This window comes from Hydrogenophaga luteola (assembly GCF_042648585.1).
GTDB classification, from domain to species: Bacteria; Pseudomonadota; Gammaproteobacteria; order Burkholderiales; family Burkholderiaceae_C; genus Hydrogenophaga; species Hydrogenophaga luteola.
The window spans coordinates 298,412-313,159 of the sequence record NZ_JBHRXX010000002.1 but is presented as its reverse complement, the minus strand read 5'-3'; the positions used below and the strand labels follow the sequence as shown (position 1 = coordinate 313,159).

Genomic DNA, 14,748 nt, shown 5'->3' with positions numbered 1-14,748 from the left:
GCGCGGGCGCCTATTCTGCCAGTGCGCACTGCACCGGTTTTGCGCCCAGCGGTCCGCTCAGCACAGCCGGATCAATCCCCACCAGGAAACCGCGCCGCCCGCCATTGATCCAGATCTTCGGCAGATCCAGCACGGAGGCTTCGACGTAGACCGGCATGTCGCGCTTCAGGCCAAACGGCGAGGTGCCGCCAACGAGGTAGCCACTGTGGCGGTTCGCCACCTCGGGCTTGCAGGGCTCGATCACTTTGGCGCCGATCTGTCTCGCCAGGTTCTTGGTGGACACCGTGCGGTTGCCGTGCATCAGGATGGCCAGCGGCTTGGCCGCCTCGTCCTGCATGATCAGCGTCTTCACCACGGCGAACGGGTCGAAGCCGAGCACGGCCGCACTGTGCTGCGCCCCGCCGTGCTCCAGGTACTCGTAGGGGTGCTCGGTGAACACCACGCCCTGCGCCTTGAGCCAGGCGGTGGCGGGTGTTTCGCTGACGTGGTTCTTTTTCGCCATCACTGGGCCGGGTCGCGCAGCTCCCAGCGGATCGCGTCGATGGCCTTGAGCAGCTCGGGCGACAGCGCCGTCTCCCACGCGTCCAGGCACTGCTCCAGCTGCGCCAGAGAGGTCACACCGATGATGGTGCTGGCCACCTTGGGGTTGCGGTAGCAGAAGGCCAGCGCCAGCTGGGCCGGTGTCAGACCGTGTTCGCGCGCAAGGGTGTTGTAGCGTTTGGCTGCCGCCAGCGCTTCTGGACGGCCCCAGCGCTGCGCCTTCATGCTGTCGAACAGGGCCATGCGGCCGTGGGTACCCTCCAGCCCGGTTTCGTCGTACTTGCCGGTCAGCAGGCCGAAGCCCAGCGGGGAGTAGGCCAGCAGCGCCACTCCCAGGCGGTGGCAGGTCTCGTCCAAGCCGTTTTCGTAGGCGCGGTTGATCAGGCAGTACGGGTTCTGCACCGTCGCCACGCGCGGCAGCCCCATCTGTTCGGCGATGCGCACGAACTCGTGCACGCCGAAAGGCGATTCGTTGGACAGGCCGATGGCGCGCACCTTGCCGGCCTGGACCAGCTCGGCCAGCGCTTCGAGCTGCACCTCGATGGACGGCATGGGTTTGTCCTTGGCCGGGTCGAAGTAGATCGCACCGAACACCGGCGTGTTGCGCGCCGGCCAGTGGATCTGGTAGAGGTCGATCACGTCCGTCTGCAGGCGCTTGAGGCTGCCCTCACAGGCCTCAATGATGCCGGCCTTGCTGACCTCGCCGCGAATCCAGGGCATGCCGCGCGCCGGGCCGGCGACCTTGGTCGCCAGCACAACCTTATGTCGCGCGCCGGGGTTCTTCGAGAACCAGTTCCCGATGATTGTTTCGGTGGCGCCGCAGGTCTCGGCCCTGGCCGGCACGGAGTACATCTCGGCGGCGTCGAGGAAGTTGACGCCGCGCGCCAGCGAACGGTCGAGGATGGTGTGGGCGTCGGCTTCGTTGACCTGCTCGCCAAAGGTCATGGTGCCCAGGCAGATGGGGGTGACGGACAGGCCACTCTGGCCCAGCTTGACTTGGTTCATGGATACTTGTGGAAAGAATGAAACTGGAGACTGCGGGCGAGTGTAGAAGCGAATCAAAGTCCGCGCTGTCCTGCGCGTTCCCGTGCGCGTTCCTCCTCCTGCAACCGCAGCACACGGCGCTGCACCTTGCCGGTGGTGGTCATGGGCAGGGCGTCGACGAACTCGATCTCCTTGGGGTACTCGTAAGGCGCGAGCTTGCCCTTCACGTGCGCCTGCAGGCTGGCGACCAGGGCGTTGTCGCCCAGCGCACCCGGCGTGAGCACCACGTAGGCCTTGACCACTGCGCCGCGCTCGGCGTCCGGCTTGGGCACCACCGCTGCATTGGCCACCGCCGGGTGCTTGATCAGGCAGTTTTCGATCTCGCTGGGGCCGATGCGGTAGCCCGCGGCCTTGAAAACGTCGTCGCTGCGGCCCTGGTACCAGAGGTAGCCGTCGGCGTCGCGCACCGCGAGGTCGCCGGTGCGGCACCACGAGTTCGCCATGTCGCCTGTGAACTTGGCTTTGGTGGCCGCCTCGTTTTTCCAATAGCCCAGGAAGAAGATCGGGTCCGGGTCGCCGTGGATGTCCAGCCGGTGCACCGCCACATCGCCCGGCACGCCGACCGGGCACTCGTGGCCCTCCTCGTCGATCACTGCCACGCGGTGGCCGGGGTAGCCCTTGCCCATGCTGCCTGGCTTCGCGGGCCACAGGCGCGCGCAGTTGCCAACGATGTAGTTGATCTCGGTCTGGCCGAACATCTCGTTGACCGTCACGCCCAGTTGGTCGCGACAGTAAGCGAACACCGCGTCACCCACCGCTTCGCCCGCGCTCATGATGGCTTGGAGCCTCAGGTCGAACTGTTGGCGCGGGGACGGGAAGGCCTTCATCATGGCCTTGAGCGCGGTGGGGAACAGGAAGGTGTGGGTCACGCCGTGGCGCTGCATCAGCTCGAACGCGGTCTGTGGCAAGAACCGGCCGTTGAAGCCGACGATGGACCGGCCGAAGTACAGCGTGGGCAGCAGCGCGTCCATCAGGCCCCCGGTCCAGGCCCAGTCGGCGGGCGACCAGAACACCGCCTGCGAGGTTGCCGACGCATCGAACGGATCGAAACCGAACCAGTTCTGGCTGCACACGAACCCGGTGAGGTTGCCGATCAGCGCGCGGTGCGGAATCAGCGCGCCCTTGGGGTTGCCGGTGGTGCCGCTGGTGTAGATCAGCACCGCGGCCTCATCGGCCAGGGTGTTCACCAGTTCGAACGACGCCGGTTCCTGCGCCAACACGGCGTCCCAGTCGAGCACGCCGGGAGCGGCCGCCTCCACTGCGATCACGCTGTGCAGCAGCGGGCACTGCGCCGCCACCGCTTGCAGCGACGGCAGGGTGCTGGCGTCGCAGATGGCCACCACCGCCTCGCTGTCGTGCAGGCGGAACTCCAGCGCCTCGGGCCCGAACAGCTGCGACAGCGGCATGCCGACCGCGCCCATCTGCAGCACCGCCATGTAGGCCACGGCGGTCTCGAAGCGCTGCGGCAACACGATGGCCACACGGTCACCGCGCCGCACGCCCAGCGCCGCCAGCGCATTCGACAGCCGGTTGGCCTGCGCCTGCAACTCCGCATAGCCGTGGTAGCGGTCCTCGCGCTCGGCCGAGCAGGCGATCACCGCCGTCTGTGAGGCCGTCGCCGGGTCGGCAGCCCAGCGCCGCGAACACACCTCGGCCATGTTGAAGTGGCGCGGCACCTGCCAGCCGAAGCGCCGATGAAGTTCCGCGTAACCATCGATCTGCGGATGGGGCTTCTTGGTGTCGCTGTGTTGACGCTGTCGCATCGCCGGTCTCCGTGTCGTTCCTTATGATGGATCGAATGTATCAAGCCCTGAACGCCTCCCGCAGCCGCTTTGTTCCCGTGCGCCACCTCTCCTACCACGTGCGCGAGTGGGGACAGCCCATGGACGGGCAAGCGCCGCTGGTGCTGGTGCATGGCTGGATGGACGTGGCCGCCTCGTGGCAGTTCATGGTGGACGCGCTGCGCACACCGCGCTGGATCGTGGCGCCCGACTGGCGCGGCTACGGCCTCACCAGGTCCGGCATTGGCGACGGTCCACCTGCCGACAACTTCTGGTTCCCCGACTACCTGGCCGACCTGGACTTCCTGCTCGACGCGCTCGCGCCCGGCCAGGCGGTGGACCTGGTGGGCCACAGCATGGGCGGCAACGTGGCCATGATGTACGCGGGCGTGCGGCCCGAGCGCATCCGCCGCCTGGTCAACCTCGAAGGCTTCGGCATGCCCGAGACCCGCCCGGCCCAGGCGCCCGGCCGCTATGCGCAGTGGATCGACGAGCTCAAGGCGTTGCACCGCGGCCAGATGGACCTCAAGTCCTATGACAGCGCCGAGGGCGTGGCACGCCGGCTCATGAAGACCAACCCGCGCCTGACACAAGACAAGGCGGACTGGCTGGCCAGGCAATGGGCCGCACCGGACGCCCAGGGCCGCTGGACCATCCTGGGCGATGCAGCACACAAGGTGGTCAACGCCCACCTCTACCAGGTGCCCGAGGCGCTCGCGCTGTATGCGCGGATCAGCGCGCCGGTGCTCTCGGTCACGGCCAGCGACGACAGCCTGGGCCAGTGGTGGAAGGGGCGGTTCACGCTGGAGCAGTACCGCGAGCGACTGCGCCATGTGCCTCAGCTCACCGAGGCGCACATCGACAACGCGGGTCACATGCTGCACCACGACCAGCCGGAAGAACTGGCACAGCTGATCGAAAACTTCCTGGCGTGAGAAAATCGCTGGTTTCGCGGGCCCGCCCCGCGCCACCGTCAGCGAGAACACACCATGGAAGCCGAACGCATCAACGCCATCCGCAATCAACTGGCCGACCTCAGCGCACGCGTGGTCGAGCTCCGGAGGTATCTTTGACTACGATGCCAAGGCATTGAAGTTGTCGGAGGTCACCAGCGCGCTGGAAGACCCCACCGTCTGGGACAACCCCAAACGCGCCCAGGAGCTGGGCAAGGAAAAGAAGTCGCTCGAAGACGTTGTGGTCGTGCTCGACCGCCTCTCCAGCGAGCTGGCTGACAACAGCGAGCTGTTCGAGATGTCCGAGGCCGAGGGCGACGACGCCGGACTGGAGACCATCGAGAGCGAAGCGAAGAACGTGCAGGCCGAAGTCGAGAAGCTCGAATTCCGCCGCATGTTCAACAACCCAGCCGACCCGCTGAACTGCTTCGTCGACATCCAGGCAGGCGCCGGCGGTACCGAGGCCTGCGACTGGGCCAGCATGCTGCTGCGCCAGTACCTCAAGTACGCCGAACGCAAGGGCTTCAAGGCCACGGTCGAGGACGAGACCCCGGGCGACACCGCGGGCATCAAGAGCGCCACCATCAAGGTCGAGGGCGAATACGCCTACGGCCTGCTGCGCACCGAGACCGGCGTGCACCGCCTGGTGCGCAAGAGCCCGTTCGACAGCTCGGGCGGTCGCCACACCTCGTTCGCCTCCCTGTTCGTCTACCCCGAGATCGACGACTCGATCCAGATCGACATCAACCCGGCCGACGTGCGCGTGGACACCTTCCGCGCGTCGGGTGCCGGTGGCCAGCACATCAACAAGACCGACTCGGCGGTGCGCCTGACGCACATCCCCACCGGCATCGTGGTGCAGTGCCAGGACGGTCGCAGCCAGCACAGCAACCGCGACGTAGCCTGGCAACGCCTGCGCTCGCGCCTGTACGACCACGAAATGCGCAAGCGCATGGAAGAACAGCAGAAGCTGGAAGACACCAAGACCGACGTGGGCTGGGGCCATCAGATCCGCAGCTACGTGCTGGATAACAGCCGCATCAAGGACCTACGCACCAACGTCGAGATCTCGGCCACACAGAAGGTGCTCGACGGCGATCTGGACCCGTTCATCGAAGCCTCACTCAAGCAAGGCGTGTGATGGTCGGTGCGCTGATCTTCGACATGGACGGCACGATGATCGACTCCATGCCGTGGCACCAGAAGAGCTGGGTGGCCTTCTGCGAACGCCGTGGCCTGGACATCGACGTGCCCGACCTGATGCGGCGCACCACCGGCCGCACCGGCATCGAATGCATGGCCGAGCTGTTCGGCGGCCTCCCGCCCGAACAGGCGCAGGCCTTTGTCGACGAGAAGGAAGGCATCTACCGCGAACTGTTCGCCCCCGTGTTCACCGAGATCGCAGGCTTCAAGTCCTTCCTCGGCCAGGCGCAGTCTCGCGGCCTGGCCGTGGGCGTGGGCACCGCTGGCGACCGCCACAACCAGGCCTTCGCCTACCAGCACCTGTCGCTGGGCCAGACCCTGACCACCGTGGGCGGCGACGAGGGCCTGCCTGGCAAGCCTGAGCCCGCCATTTTTCTGGAAGTCGCGCGCCGGCTGGGCGCGGCGCCCGAACACTGCATCGTGTTCGAGGATGCGCCGCTGGGCATCGAAGCGGCGCGCCGCGCCGGCATGCGCGCCGTCGGCATCTGCAGTTCCCACAGTGCCGACGAGCTCGACGGGCCCCATGTCCTGGCCCGCGTCCCCGACTACCTCACCCTGATCCACAACCGTTTTCTGGAGACCGTCCATGCAACTGCGTGAGGCCGCCGGCCCTGCGATGGTGATCCGTCGCGAAGACTACACCCCACCCCCGTTCTGGATCGACCGCATCGAGCTGACGTTCGACCTCGATCCAACCAAGACCCGTGTGCTCAACAAGATGAGCCTGCGCCGCAACACCGAGGTGCCGGCCCAGCCGCTGCGCCTGGACGGCGAAGACCTGAACCTGGCACGCGTGGTGCTCAACGGCGGTGGCTGCTCGTTCAAGATGGACGGTGAGGCCCTGGTGCTGGGCAACTTGCCCGAAGGCCCGGAGCCCTTCGAGCTGGAGATCTTCACCACCTGCTCGCCCGAGAAAAACACCCAGCTCTCGGGCCTGTATCTGAGCCAGGGCGATTTCTTCACCCAGTGCGAGGCCGAGGGCTTCCGCCGCATCACCTACTTCCTGGACCGTCCCGACGTGATGGCCAGCTACACCGTGACCCTGCGCGCCGACAAGGACAAGTACCCGGTGCTGCTGTCCAACGGCAACCTGGTCGAGCAGGGCGAACTGGCCGACAACCGCCACTTCGCCAAGTGGGTCGACCCGCACCGCAAACCGTCCTACCTGTTCGCGCTGGTCGCCGGCCGCCTGATCTCGCGCGAACAGCGCATCCTCACCCGCTCGGGCAAGGAACACTTGCTGCAGGTCTATGTGCGCCCCGGCGACATGGACAAGACCGAACACGCGATGAACTCGCTGATCGCCAGCGTGGTCTGGGACGAGGCCCGCTTCGGCCTGCCGCTGGACCTGGAGCGCTTCATGATCGTCGCAACCAGCGACTTCAACATGGGCGCGATGGAGAACAAGGGCCTGAACATCTTCAACACCAAGTACGTCCTGGCCAACAGCGCGACCGCCACCGACACCGACTTCGCCAACATCGAGTCGGTGGTCGGCCATGAGTACTTCCACAACTGGACCGGCAACCGCATCACCTGCCGCGACTGGTTCCAGCTCTCGCTCAAGGAGGGTCTGACAGTCTTCCGCGACCAAGAGTTCAGCATGGACCTGTGCGCCGACGCCTCGGCGCGTGCGGTCAAGCGCATCGAGGACGTGCGCGTGTTGCGCACCATGCAGTTCCCCGAGGACGCAGGGCCGATGGCGCACCCGGTGCGGCCCGACCAGTACGTCGAGATCAACAACTTCTACACCGTCACGGTCTACGAGAAGGGCGCCGAGGTCGTGCGCATGATGCAGACCCTGGTGGGACGCGAGGGCTTCCGCCAGGGCATGGACCTGTACTTCCAGCGCCACGACGGCCAGGCCGTCACCTGCGACGACTTCGCCCAGGCCATCGCCGACGCCGACCCCGACAGCGCGCTGGCGCGCCATCTGCCGCAGTTCAAGCGCTGGTACAGCCAGTCCGGCACGCCGCGGCTGCAGGCCAGCGGCCGCTACGACGCCGCCGAGCGCCGATACACACTCACGCTGAGCCAGAGCTGCCCGGCGACGCCGGGCCAGAGCGAGAAACAGCCCTTCGTGATCCCGGTCGCGCTCGGCTTGCTCGACGCCCAGGGCCAGGACCTCGCACTGCGGCTGCAGGGAGAAGCGCAGGCCAGCGGCGGCACCCGGCTGCTGGTGCTCACCCAGGCGAGCGAGAGCTTCGTGTTCGAGGACATCGATGCCGAGCCCGTGCCATCCCTGCTGCGCGGCTTCTCGGCCCCGGTGATCGTTGACAACGGCCTGACCGACGACCAGCTGCTGCACCTGCTGGCCCACGACAGCGACGCCTTCAACCGCTGGGAAGCCGGCCAGCAGCTGGCGCTGCGCCGTGCGGTGCAGGCCGTGCGCGCCGAGGGTTCGGTGGGCGCTGCGCCGCTGGACGAAGCCTTCATCGGCGCGATGCGCGCCGTGCTGTGCCACCCGACGCTGGACGCTGCGCTCAAGGAACTGGTGCTCACCCTGCCGGCCGAAACCTACATCGCCGAACAGCTGGACGTGGTCGATCCGCAGCGCATTCACGCGGTGCGCGAAACCATGCGCGAACAGCTGGCCGGAGCGCTGCAGGCCGACTGGGCCTGGGCCTATGAACAGCACAAGGACAACGGCGCCTACCGGCCCGACCCGGTCAGCAGTGGCCGGCGCGCCCTGGCGGGCATGGCGCTGACCATGCTGTGCATCGCGGCGCGTGATACCGGCGACGCGGTCTGGCCCGGCAAGGCCTATCAGCGTTTCAAGGACGCGGGCAACATGACCGACCGCTTCAACGCGCTGTCGGCCCTGGTGGTCAGCGGCCAGCCGCTGGCGCGCGATGCCCTGGCGCGCTTCCACGCGATGTTCCAGGACGAGGCCCTGGTGATCGACAAGTGGTTTGCGCTGCAGGCTGGCGCGCCCGACCGCGGCGGCAACGTGCTGCCCGCCGTGCGCCAGCTGATGACCCACCCCGATTTCAACCTGAAGAACCCGAACCGCGCGCGCAGTGTGATCTTCAGCTTCTGCTCCGCCAACCCGGCCGGCTTCCACCGCAGCGATGCCGCCGGCTACGTGTTCTGGAGCGAGCGCGTGCTCGAACTCGACGCCATCAACCCGCAGGTCGCCGCCCGCCTGGCGCGCGCGCTGGACCGCTGGAAGAAGTTGGCCGAACCCTACCGCAGCGCCGCCCGCGAGGCCATCGCCCGCGTGGCCGCCAAGTCCGACCTGAGCGCAGACGTGCGCGAGGTCGTCACCCGCGCGCTGGCGGAATGACGGCCCCACGCTCCGCCGCTTCGCGGGTCGCTGCCCCCAAGGGGCTGGCCTTGCTTGGGGCCGCCCGGCGCTGCGGCACTTTCAGACTTTCCAGAACATTTCCGGAGCCTTCATGAAACGCATCTCCCTCACCCGCTACCTCGTCGAGCAGCAGCGCGTCGACGGTCACATCCCCGGCGACCTGCGCCTGCTGCTGGAAGTTGTGGCACGCGCCTGCAAGCGCATCAGCCAGGCCGTCAACAAGGGCGACCTCGGCGAGGTCATGGGCTCGGCCGACACGGAAAACGTGCAGGGCGAAGTCCAGAAGAAGCTGGACATCATCGCCAACGAGGTGCTGATCGAGGCCAACGAATGGGGCGGCCACCTGGCGGCCATGGCCAGCGAGGAAATGGACAGCATCTACCTGGTGCCCAACCGCTACCCGCAGGGCGAGTACCTGCTGATGTTCGACCCGCTGGACGGTTCGTCCAACATCGACGTCAACGTCTCCATCGGCACCATCTTCAGCGTGATGAAGAAGCCCGAAGGCAGCCCCGGCGTAAGCGAAGCCGACTTCATGCAACCCGGCAGCCAGCAGGTCGCCGCTGGCTACTGCGTCTACGGCCCGCAGACCACACTGGTGCTGACCGTGGGCGACGGCGTGGCCATGTTCACGCTGGACCGCGAACAGGGCTCGTTCGTGCTGACCAAGGAGCACGTGACGATCCCGGCCGACACCAAGGAATTCGCGATCAACATGAGCAACATGCGGCACTGGGCGCCACCGGTGAAGCGCTATGTGGACGAGTGTCTGGCCGGCAAGGAAGGCCCGCGCGGCAAGGACTTCAACATGCGCTGGGTGGCCTCGATGGTGGCCGACGTGCACCGCATCCTGACCCGCGGCGGCGTCTTCATGTACCCCTGGGACAAGCGCGACCCGGACAAGCCGGGCAAGCTGCGCCTGCTGTACGAAGCCAACCCCATGGGCTGGCTGGTGGAACAGGCTGGCGGCGCGGCCACCAACGGTCACGGCCGCATCCTGGACATCACCCCGACCAAGCTGCACGAGCGCGTGAGCGTGATCCTGGGTTCGAAGAACGAAGTCGAGCGCATCACGGCCTACCACCTCGAGGCCGAAGCGGCGAAATGAGTTTTTGCTAGAATCTCGGGCTTCGCCGGTGTAGCTCAGTTGGTAGAGCAGCTCATTCGTAATGAGAAGGTCGGGGGTTCGACTCCTCTCTCCGGCACCAATCCCAAAGCCCTGACTCGAAAGACTCAGGGCTTTTTCATTGCATTCACGCCATGGACGCCGTCGCTTCTTCCATTGCCGCCCTGTTTCCCCTGGGCTGGGTCCACTACCTGGCCGGCGGGCTGCTGATCGGCGCGGGCGTGGCCCTGCTGTTCGTCTGCACCGGCTTGGTGGGCGGCATGAGCACGGTGTTCTCGTCCTCCTGGTCGTTCGTCGTTCGGCGGCCGTTTTTCCAGCAGACCCGGTTCACCGATTCTCGAGTCTGGCGCCTGGTCTATGCCGCCGGTCTGGTTCTGGGTGCACTGGTCTGGTGGCTCGCCTTCTCGGATGGCAAAGCGGGTTCGACCGACATCCCGGCCTGGCAGTTGCTGCTGGGGGGCATGCTGGTCGGCTACGGCGCCCGGCTGGGCAACGGCTGCACCTCGGGCCACGGCATCTGCGGCCTGGGTTCGCTGCAACTGCCCTCGCTGGGGGCGGTGCTCACCTTCATGGCCACCGCCTTTCTGGTGGCCAACCTGATGGGGCGCTGGGCATGAGCGGCTTCAAAATGACACCGCTCAAGGCCCTGGCCGTGCTCGCCAGCGGCGCGCTGTTCGGCTTCGGGCTCTCGCTGGCCACCATGATCCGGCCCGAGGTGGTGCTGAGCTTCCTGCGCTTTCAGGACATGGGCCTGATGCTGGTGATGGGCGGCGCGGTGCTGGTCACCCTGCTGGCCTACCGTTTCGGCCCGGCGCTGCTGCGCCAGCCCCTGCTGGGCGGCTACTTTCACCCGCACCTGAGTGTCTGGAACCGCGATACCCTGGTCGGTGCCGCCCTGTTCGGCGCTGGATGGGGCCTGTGTGGCGTCTGCCCCGGTCCGGCCATCGCCGGGTTGGGCACCGGCAACTGGGATCTGCTGTGGGCGCTGGGCGGCATCGCCCTGGGCGCACTGCTGCAGGGCCTGCGCGCCCGCCCCTGACGAACTTCGCCGCCGTCGCCCGATCCCAACCCATTTCCCGGAGAACACCATGATCACCCGCCGCCTCTCGCTCACCCTGCTCGCCACCTCCGCCGTCGCGCTGATGGCCTGCTCCAAAGAAGATGCCGCCAGCGGACAGCCCGCGACCGCCGTCCCGATCGACTCCGCCCAGGCCTACGACACCGTGGCCCGGGAAGCCAAGGGATTCACCGCCGGCGCGATGATGAGCGCCCACACGGTCTATGTGCTGTTCGACCCGCAGTGCCCGCACTGCAGCCACCTCTGGGAGTCGTCCCTGCCGCTGCAGACCAAGGTGAAGTTTGTCTGGGCGCCGGTGGCCATCCTTGGCCCCAAGAGCCTGCCGCAGGGCGCTGCACTGATGCAGGCGGCCAACCCGGTCGAGACCATGACTGCGCACGAAAAATCGCTGCTGGCGGGACAGGGCGGCATGGCCGCCTCGGCCAGCATCCCGGCCGACATCGAGGCCACGATCAAGGCCAACACCGCCCTGCTGGACCGGCTGGGCGCCGACTCGGTACCGTTTGTCGTGGCACGCCACGCAGGCAGTGGCCAGGTGCTGACCCGCGCGGGGTCCATGGACACCGCCGCCCTCTCCAGCTGGCTGGGCATGCAGCCCTGACGCGCCGGCCGCTGCATGGACATCCTCACCCTCGCCCTGCTGTTTGCGGCGGGCAGCTTCCTGCTCAAGACCGGCGAACAGCGCCAGCGCATCGCCCTGCTGGGCACCCACCTGGCGCAGTTCCAGATCGAGAAGCTGATGGAGCGGCTCAACGACGGCTATCTCAGGGCGCTGGACGAGCCGGACGAGCAGCGCCAGCAGCAGATCTGGTCGTTGCACACTGCCACCGAGGAGGCACTGGCCCAGCAGTTCGAGCGCTTTGCGCAGGCGTTTTCGAAGGCCGAGGCCTCCTCCACCTGGGTCAACCGCAACCCGCTGCCCCAGGCCCACCGCTGGCTGCCCGCCTGGCTGGCCCCGGGCTTCGACGCGCGTGCCCTGATGCAGCTGCACGCGCAGGGCATCGCTCGCGTGGTTGCCAATCCGCAGCAGTGGCCAGTGCGCGAGCGCGCCCGCACCCTGCTGGCCGAGCTCTACCTGATGCAGCACAGCTGCCACTGGTTCTGCCGCTCGCACGCACTGGCGTCGGCGCGGCTGCTGGCCCGCCACAAAACCGCCTATGCGCAGGTGCTACAGGCGGTATCCCCTGCCACGCGGGAGGGCTATCAGGCCCTCACTGGCGTGCGCGCCCCTCTTCCCTGAACATCACGACCATGCGAATCCTCCACACCATGTTGCGCGTCGGCAACCTGCAACGCTCCATCGACTTCTACACCCAGGTGCTGGGCATGCAGCTGCTGCGCACCTCCGAGAACCCGGAATACAAGTACTCCCTGGCCTTCCTCGGCTTCGATGGCGGCAACCCGGGCCAGGCCGAAATCGAACTGACCTACAACTGGGGCGTGGAGCAGTACGAGTTGGGCACGGCCTACGGCCACATCGCGCTGGGCGTGCCCGACGCCTATGCGGCCTGCGAGAAGATCAAGGCCGCTGGCGGCAACGTCACGCGTGCCGCGGGACCAGTGGCAGGCGGAACCACTGTCATTGCCTTCGTCACAGACCCCGACGGCTACAAGATCGAACTAATACAAATAAAATCAACAACTTACGATGACGGACGCCATTCCGACGCCAAAAACACTGATCCACTGCGCAGCGCGTAGCAGAAAGACAACAAACAAAAGCCCGCACGAGCGGGCTTTTGTTTGTCCTCGGCATCCCTTCAATCGCGGCGAGTCCGGGCCGCGTACTTGGCATCATGCATCTTGTCTTCGAGCCATTCGCAAAGGCGCTCCACCTGCTCTATTGCGGTCATCAGCTTGTCGCTGGAGACGTGAACCGAGAGCAACATGAACAGCGTTGGCTCGTCGTCTTCCTCAAACAGCACCGCCTCGCGCTCATTCATGAAGAACGGTCGTGGAAAGCGCTGTCGATCCTTCTCGGCGTGAGTCACTCGCGCCGACGTGATGCTCTCGGGATGCTGGTCCCGGTTTCGCGCCAGCACCACCTGCTCGATGATCTCCAGGTCCGCCGGGCATTGACTCCAGTCGATATCCGCGCATGAGGCCAGACAAGCGCGATAGCCACCGACGATCCCTCCGTCTCTGAACTCGGCTTTGAAGGTCTTGCCGCAGCTCAGTCCCAGGTTGCGCTCCCAGGTTCTGAAGTAAAGCTGCAGAGATGCCGAAAGCATGGAAAGGCAACAGCGGCCAGTGACCTCCAGCAGTTCGTCCGCATCAATCCACTCGCTGAGAAAAGGCGGCTCCCCATCTTCGCTGTAGGGAGGCACAAAGGGCTCTTCCCCCGCCTCAATCTTTCGGATGATCTCGTTGAACGGGCTCGCCGCGTTCACGTAATACTGGCGGATAAGGCGCGTGCGCTCCTTCAGGAAGAACAGGACATCCATGCTCACTCTGTCCTTGAGGCCAATGGTGCACCATCGCTAGGCTTGACGGTGGCCAACCGAGGCGGTTCAGTCTGCGGCTGAAGCACAAGCTTGATCCATCGAACCCTCTCGCGCTTCAGAGAGTCCACGGACTTTCGGCTCTGGTACACCGCCTTGAGCCCAACAGAGGTTGCCTGTGCAATAAATTCGTCAACGTTGATCGGGTACATGGGCCTGTTTGGGGGCGCGTCACCGATTCTCAAAGTAAGTGCGATGCTGCCATGTGGGACGAGCAGTTGCTTGAGCGTTTGCAGCGAAGGCAGTCGATCCTTCGGCTCGATGTGCATCCAGACGGCACTCAGCAGGATGAAGTCATAGGCCTCTCCAAGGGTCTTGACCTTGTCAAGGTTCGGCAAAGCGTCGTCGATCCATCTAATGTTGACTTGGCGATGCTTGGCCATGGCCAGCGCTCGAAGACCACGACTCGGCTCAACCGCAGTAACTTGATAGCCTCGTGCTGCAAGTGCAGACGCATCCCTTCCGGACCCAGCGCCGACATCCAAGCACCTTGCCCCTTGTGCAGGAAGAAATCGCAGGAATGACCGGTGGGTAGTCGAGAACCGCAGGCTTTCATAGGTGTGAAAGAAGCTTTCGCTGGCGTCGTCGTATGCGGACCAAGCTACTTGGCGCATGGCTTGCTCGTAGCGGTTGGTTGCTTTTTAACCGAGGGCTTAACAGGGCAGACAAGCGGCTGCACCGGGTTCGTAACCACCTCAATTTGCGAAACGCAGCATCTTGGTTCCACGGCAGGAGCCTGTTTTTTTGACAGGTACGACGGATTGCAAGCACCAAGCGCGCTGACGATGGCAGAAGCTACGAGCGCTGCACTCCAGCATTTAACGACAATGTGCCTATCTTGCGGCACGTCTCCATTGCCAGGGGAAAACTGGCTCTGCCTGTCTATGTGCATCTGAATCAGTTGGCGAAGGCGCCAAATGATCCGCAAGGCCAGCAGACTAAAGACTGCTGCAAAAATCAAGACCACGGTGCGGGCCTGGAACTCATCAACCGTGGTAGCTCCATACCACAGCCCGCCGGTGATTGCGATCACCATGCTCGGAACCTGCCACATGAGCTGGTTCAAAGACCTGAGGTGTTGACCCGCTTCCAGGTACTGGACCTCAAGCTTCTTGAACAACCATTTGCGCTCTTCCAGATCACTGGCAAGGCGGTGCTTCAAAGTCTCTATCGATTTTGGAGATGTGGATTTCATGGGGACAAAAAGCTCTGGGT

At 65.6% G+C, this 14,748-nt stretch carries 16 protein-coding genes and 1 tRNA gene; 11 read left to right on the top strand and 6 right to left on the bottom strand.

Features of this window, described 5'->3' with window-relative positions; translation table 11 throughout:
• Nucleotides 1-10 precede the first annotated feature (10 nt).
• Genes ACFOPI_RS05245 through ACFOPI_RS05235 form a run of 3 tightly spaced genes read right to left on the bottom strand, consistent with a single transcriptional unit; the run spans nucleotide 11 to nucleotide 3,347 of the window.
• A complete protein-coding gene (locus tag ACFOPI_RS05245; protein WP_382171744.1) occupies nucleotides 11-502 on the bottom strand; it encodes an aminoacyl-tRNA deacylase in 492 nt (163 codons plus the stop codon).
• Nucleotides 502-1,545 carry an aldo/keto reductase gene (locus ACFOPI_RS05240; protein WP_382171743.1) on the bottom strand — a complete coding sequence of 348 codons (1,044 nt, stop codon included), beginning with the start codon at nucleotides 1,543-1,545 and terminating at the stop codon, nucleotides 502-504. Before ACFOPI_RS05240 ends, ACFOPI_RS05245 begins: the two co-directional genes overlap by 1 nt.
• A 53-nt stretch (nucleotides 1,546-1,598) precedes the next feature.
• Nucleotides 1,599-3,347: an acyl-CoA synthetase gene (locus ACFOPI_RS05235; protein WP_382171740.1), complete on the bottom strand. Its 1,749-nt coding sequence runs from the start codon at nucleotides 3,345-3,347 to the stop codon at nucleotides 1,599-1,601.
• Between the two features lie 35 nt (nucleotides 3,348-3,382).
• On the opposite strand from ACFOPI_RS05235, the gene ACFOPI_RS05230 reads away from it, so the two are divergent.
• The 11 genes from ACFOPI_RS05230 to gloA all read left to right on the top strand — a co-directional run bounded on the left by ACFOPI_RS05230 (nucleotide 3,383) and on the right by gloA (nucleotide 12,733).
• The gene (locus ACFOPI_RS05230) at nucleotides 3,383-4,300 is read left to right on the top strand and encodes an alpha/beta fold hydrolase (RefSeq protein ID WP_382171738.1); all 918 of its coding nucleotides are present in this window, start codon (nucleotides 3,383-3,385) and stop codon (nucleotides 4,298-4,300) included.
• A 54-nt stretch (nucleotides 4,301-4,354) separates the two neighbouring features.
• A protein-coding gene (gene prfB / locus ACFOPI_RS05225) for a peptide chain release factor 2 (RefSeq protein ID WP_382171735.1) occupies nucleotides 4,355-5,459 on the top strand; the annotation gives its coding sequence in 2 pieces (ribosomal slippage) (nucleotides 4,355-4,435 and nucleotides 4,437-5,459; 1,104 coding nt in all).
• The gene (locus ACFOPI_RS05220; protein ID WP_382171732.1) at nucleotides 5,459-6,121 is read left to right on the top strand and encodes an HAD family hydrolase; all 663 of its coding nucleotides are present in this window, start codon (nucleotides 5,459-5,461) and stop codon (nucleotides 6,119-6,121) included. Before prfB ends, ACFOPI_RS05220 begins: the two co-directional genes overlap by 1 nt.
• On the top strand, nucleotides 6,108-8,807 hold the full coding sequence (pepN, locus tag ACFOPI_RS05215; protein ID WP_382171729.1) for an aminopeptidase N: 2,700 nt from the start codon (nucleotides 6,108-6,110) through the stop codon (nucleotides 8,805-8,807). The genes ACFOPI_RS05220 and pepN overlap by 14 nt, the downstream gene beginning before the upstream one ends.
• A gap of 112 nt (nucleotides 8,808-8,919) precedes the next feature.
• Nucleotides 8,920-9,936 (top strand): class 1 fructose-bisphosphatase, encoded by a 1,017-nt coding sequence (locus ACFOPI_RS05210; RefSeq protein WP_382171727.1) that lies wholly within the window; start codon nucleotides 8,920-8,922, stop codon nucleotides 9,934-9,936.
• Between the two features lie 24 nt (nucleotides 9,937-9,960).
• Nucleotides 9,961-10,036, top strand: a tRNA-Thr gene (locus ACFOPI_RS05205).
• A gap of 52 nt (nucleotides 10,037-10,088) precedes the next feature.
• A complete protein-coding gene (locus tag ACFOPI_RS05200; RefSeq protein ID WP_382171724.1) occupies nucleotides 10,089-10,571 on the top strand; it encodes a YeeE/YedE family protein in 483 nt (160 codons plus the stop codon).
• Nucleotides 10,568-10,993, top strand: a complete 426-nt coding sequence (locus tag ACFOPI_RS05195) for a DUF6691 family protein (RefSeq protein WP_382171721.1) — start codon at nucleotides 10,568-10,570, stop codon at nucleotides 10,991-10,993. Before ACFOPI_RS05200 ends, ACFOPI_RS05195 begins: the two co-directional genes overlap by 4 nt.
• 49 nt (nucleotides 10,994-11,042) lie before the next feature.
• Nucleotides 11,043-11,633 (top strand): DsbC family protein, encoded by a 591-nt coding sequence (locus ACFOPI_RS05190; RefSeq protein WP_382171718.1) that lies wholly within the window; start codon nucleotides 11,043-11,045, stop codon nucleotides 11,631-11,633.
• Between the two features lie 15 nt (nucleotides 11,634-11,648).
• Nucleotides 11,649-12,272: a hypothetical protein gene (locus tag ACFOPI_RS05185; RefSeq protein WP_382171716.1), complete on the top strand. Its 624-nt coding sequence runs from the start codon at nucleotides 11,649-11,651 to the stop codon at nucleotides 12,270-12,272.
• 11 nt (nucleotides 12,273-12,283) lie between these two features.
• Nucleotides 12,284-12,733, top strand: a complete 450-nt coding sequence (gene gloA / locus ACFOPI_RS05180; RefSeq protein ID WP_382171713.1) for a lactoylglutathione lyase — start codon at nucleotides 12,284-12,286, stop codon at nucleotides 12,731-12,733.
• A gap of 59 nt (nucleotides 12,734-12,792) precedes the next feature.
• Here the strand turns inward: gloA and ACFOPI_RS05175 are convergent, their stop codons facing one another.
• Genes ACFOPI_RS05175 through ACFOPI_RS05165 form a run of 3 tightly spaced genes read right to left on the bottom strand, consistent with a single transcriptional unit; the run spans nucleotide 12,793 to nucleotide 14,728 of the window.
• Nucleotides 12,793-13,476, bottom strand: coding sequence for a hypothetical protein (locus ACFOPI_RS05175; protein ID WP_382171711.1), 684 nt, complete (start codon nucleotides 13,474-13,476; stop codon nucleotides 12,793-12,795).
• 2 nt (nucleotides 13,477-13,478) lie between these two features.
• Nucleotides 13,479-14,147 carry a class I SAM-dependent methyltransferase gene (locus ACFOPI_RS05170; protein ID WP_382171709.1) on the bottom strand — a complete coding sequence of 223 codons (669 nt, stop codon included), beginning with the start codon at nucleotides 14,145-14,147 and terminating at the stop codon, nucleotides 13,479-13,481.
• Complete coding sequence (locus tag ACFOPI_RS05165; protein ID WP_382171707.1) at nucleotides 14,135-14,728, bottom strand: hypothetical protein; 594 nt, start codon at nucleotides 14,726-14,728, stop codon at nucleotides 14,135-14,137. The genes ACFOPI_RS05170 and ACFOPI_RS05165 overlap by 13 nt, the downstream gene beginning before the upstream one ends.
• Nucleotides 14,729-14,748: the final 20 nt, after the last annotated feature.